This is a genomic window from uncultured Nevskia sp., from assembly GCF_903885465.1.
Classification (GTDB): domain Bacteria; phylum Pseudomonadota; class Gammaproteobacteria; order Nevskiales; family Nevskiaceae; genus Nevskia.
In genome coordinates this window covers 1-3,723 of record NZ_CAISIQ010000327.1, presented here as the reverse complement: position 1 = coordinate 3,723, position 3,723 = coordinate 1, and the positions used below count along the sequence as shown (strand labels likewise).

General features: G+C 63.7%; 3 protein-coding genes and 1 pseudogene. All 4 read right to left on the bottom strand.

Features of this window, described 5'->3' with window-relative positions; genetic code table 11:
* Positions 1 to 29: 29 nt before the first annotated feature.
* Entirely contained in the window at positions 30 to 764 is a 735-nt protein-coding gene (locus tag QZY06_RS12840) for a pyridoxine 5'-phosphate synthase (RefSeq protein ID WP_295684974.1), read from the bottom strand.
* Between the two features lie 63 nt (positions 765 to 827).
* A complete protein-coding gene (locus tag QZY06_RS12835) occupies positions 828 to 1,652 on the bottom strand; it encodes a nickel/cobalt efflux transporter (protein ID WP_295684971.1) in 825 nt (274 codons plus the stop codon).
* A gap of 98 nt (positions 1,653 to 1,750) precedes the next feature.
* On the bottom strand, positions 1,751 to 3,253 hold the full coding sequence (locus tag QZY06_RS12830) for a hypothetical protein (protein WP_295684969.1): 1,503 nt from the start codon (positions 3,251 to 3,253) through the stop codon (positions 1,751 to 1,753).
* A 178-nt stretch (positions 3,254 to 3,431) separates the two neighbouring features.
* Positions 3,432 to 3,723 (bottom strand): annotated as a pseudogene (locus tag QZY06_RS12825) (hypothetical protein); the annotation flags it as partial.

Genomic DNA, 3,723 nt, shown 5'->3' with positions numbered 1-3,723 from the left:
TGCCGATGCCGTAGATCAAGTTCGCGCGCTCAATCCGCGAGACGGGCCGCCGCCATCGCCGCACGGATCTCGGCAATCGCCGCCGGCAGGCCAATGAACAGGCTGCGGGCGATGATCGCGTGGCCGATGTTCAGTTCGACGATTTCCGGAATCGCCGCGATCGGCCCGACGTTGTCGACATTGAGCCCATGACCGGCATGGACTTCGAAGCCCAGTGCTACGGCATCCCGCGCAAACGCTGCAATGCGCGCCAGTTCGGCAGCCTGTTCGGCGCCACTGGTGTCGGCGTAATGCCCGGTATGAATTTCCAGCTGCGGCGCGCCACTGGCCTTCGCCGCAGCAAGTTGCAACGGATCGGCGGCGATGAACAGCGCGACGATGCAGCCCGCCGCCGCAAGGCGATCGCAGGCTTCACGCACTGCGGGCAAATTTCCGGCGACATCGAGCCCGCCTTCCGTGGTGCGCTCCTCGCGCCGCTCCGGTACCAGACAGACGTACTTCGGCCGGGCCGCCACACCGATGTCGACCATCGCCGCCGTCACCGCCATCTCCAGATTGATCGGCACCGGACAGACCGGCGTCAGCCGCGCCAGATCATGGTCCTGGATATGACGGCGATCCTCGCGCAGATGAATGGTGATGCTGTCGGCACCACTGGCGGCGGCAAGCAGCGCGCCCTGCACCGGATCCGGATAAGACGTGCCACGCGCCTGGCGGACGGTGGCGATGTGATCGACGTTGACGCCTAGACGCAGGAGACGCATGGGCTTCGAAAGGGGCTGAAATGAGGTGGCGCATTGTAGGCCAGCCCCGCCTCCTGACAGCGTTCAGCGCTGCTGCAAGCCATCCCAGCCAAGCTGGATGCTGATCAGGCCGATGACGATGATCAGCGCACTCGACAGGTACGGCGCACGACGCGCCCAGACGCCAAAGCCACTGAAGCCGCCCCAGCGATTACTCGCGGCCCGCAAGCTCAATGCAGCGAGCACGCCGCTCAACACCATCACCAGTGCCAAGCCGATGCTGAAGCCGAGCACCAGGGTCAGGCCGAGGCTGTACTTCTTCAATTGCAGACACAGCAGCAACACGGTGATCGACGCCGGGCAAGGCACCAGGCCACCGGTCAGACCGAAGGCGATGATCTGGCCAGTGCTGGGCCGGCGATCGCCGAAGCGCTGCTCGATATCGGCAGCGTGGGCGCGCGCGTGATCGTCGCCATGGTCATCGGCGTGCTCATGATCGTGCCCGTGATCGTGGTCGCCGCCGTGATGGTGATCGTGATGGCTATGGGTCTTCGCCGACGCCTGCTGTTGACCATGGATGCGCAACAGCATCCAGACCGCGATGGTGACGATCAGCGCACCGGAGGCCAGCTGAAACCAGGCTTCGGTGCGTTCGCCATCGATCTGGGCGCCGTAATGCAGGCCGACCAGCGCAACGAGCCAGACCACCAGCGTGTGCGAAGCCGCAGCCGATACGCCAAGCAGCACCGCCTGCATCACCGTGCCGCGGATGGCGATGATGAACGCCGCCATCATCGTCTTCGAATGGCCCGGTTCCAGGCCATGCAGCGCGCCGAGCAGCAAGGCGCTGGGAATGAACAGCCAGAGGTTCGAGGAACCCTGCTGTAGCAGATCGGAAAAGGAAGTCACGGAGAAAGCCGGTCACAGTATTGCCGGCTGCGAGCATAGCGGCATCACATCTACCGGAATGTGGCAGACGTGATGCCGAATGCGCGATTGCTAGACGATCAGGCGCTGCGCACTGTTCCAAGCCCGCGCCGGCGCCGCAGCAGTGCGCCGATCATCAAGCCCACCACGCCGAACAGGCCGAACGAACCGCCGCCGCCCGAGCTGGTGGAACCGCCGGTGGTGGTTCCGGTCGTCGTACCGCCAGTGGTGGTGCCACCCGTTGTAGTACCGCCTGTCGTTGTTCCGCCCGTCGTCGTGCCACCCGTCGTGGTACCGCCAGTCGTTGTGCCGCCCGTGGTCGTTCCTCCGGTGGTGGTACCGCCGGTGGTCGTGCCTCCCGTCGTGCCGTCCTCGGCAAAGACGCTGAAGCCTTCAACGGCAAGCACCGAGATTTCGGTTGGGCTGGACTTGAACACCGAGGCGAAGCTGCCATTGGCGAACAGCACCGTTGGCGGCGCCCGGCCGATCGCGAACGGCGTGGTGAAGATTCCGGTGGTCTTGAAACGGGTATCCGGCACGCCAGCCGGCGTCAGCTGCACGCCCGCCACCGATGTCGTACCGGTGACGTAGGTCCGGTTGGACAGTTGCAGCACGCCGTTCACGCCGATCAGCTGAGTCACGCCACTGGGCAGGATGCGGCCGAACAGCAACTGAGTCAGATTCGCCTGACCGTCTCCTGGCGCAGTCGTCCCCGGGATGTCGATAACGCCCAGACCACCAGTGCCAAAGGTCGTGTCGGCCGTGCCGTCAGTGTTAGCGCTGAAGACGGTGCCGACGAAGTTCGAAGGCGACACGCGGCCGCTACCGAAATTCAGCACCCGGCCCGTCGTGCCGGACGTGGCCACGCCGAAGCCGATCGTCGAGGTGATGTTCGACGACGTCGCCGGACTCTCGGTGCGCAAACCGCTGCTGTTGAATCCGCTATCGAGCGCACCGGCCGGGGTCACCGCGTAGGTCACTGCCTCGAGGTTGCTCAAGGAGTCGTCTGCGACAGTGCCGACAATAAAGGCGCCAGACAGCAACAGCCGTCCGGAGACCTGATCGACCGTTGCCGCGAGGCTGTAGCGGTTGTCGACGATCCGGCTGGAGTTGATGACCAGATCGGCACCGCTATTGAACGCTGGATCAAGCGTGCCATCGAAGAGGCGCGCCGACACAGTGATGAAGTCGGCCTGCGAGGTCGCGGGCAAGCTCACGAAGTAGAACCGCTGGCGGAGCTGGTCAAGGCCGAGTGCAACATTGTCATCGAACGACGCGCTGAGGCCGAAATCCAGCATGGCGAAGCTGCTGTCACGAACGCCGGTGTTGCCGAGACGGATCAGATACAGATGGCTGTTGCTGTCCGATGCCGGAACCGCCCGATAAAGCACGTAAAGCTTGCCGTCGCTGTCGGCGACGGCAGCAGCGACGATGCCGCCAGGCTCGTTATCGCGCAGCGTGAATCCAGCGTCGATCGAAAAGACCGCAGTGCCGTTGTTGCCGTACGCCGGGATCGGCGACAGAAAGTCCGCCTGGCTGGCAACTGATGCCAACAATCCCACTGCCGCCACCGCCAGAGCCATCGCGGAACGGCGGTAGATCGAATTTTTGGCACCTGACGACTTGCAGCGCTTTGCAGCCAGCGGGGTTTGGAACATTTTCAGCCTCGTTTGTCGAAGGAACGTGAATTTACCGAAATGATGGAACGCCTGCGGCGCTGCTGTCATTAAACCAACTACAGACGGTAGTCGCGGCGCGATATCAGGCTTCCGTGCGTAATGCTCTTAGCTGTCGAAGCAATCCGGGCGTGCGCAACGAAGCGCGTGGCACATGTGGCTCCAGTGCAGTTCGCATCAGCCGGCGCGCATCGTCGAGTTCCGCGGGAGTGGACAGGGTCTCACGCTGCAACGCAAGCAGGCTGCTGCCAGCCAGTGCGCCATCCGCATCGCTGTCGCAACTCAGGAAACCGCTGCCGGATCGAAATCGGAAATGAGCGTCGGGATTGATCGCTTCCTCAAACGGCAAGCCGTAACCGAGCAGTTCCAGCAAGCGC

What these genes read in the sequence shown, in the direction of transcription:
- QZY06_RS12840 (WP_295684974.1), bottom strand. Translation starts at nt 764, where the DNA reads ATGCGTCTCCTGCGTCTAGGCGTCAACGTCGATCACATCGCCACCGTC.
- QZY06_RS12830 (WP_295684969.1), bottom strand. Translation starts at nt 3,253, where the DNA reads ATGGCTCTGGCGGTGGCGGCAGTGGGATTGTTGGCATCAGTTGCCAGC.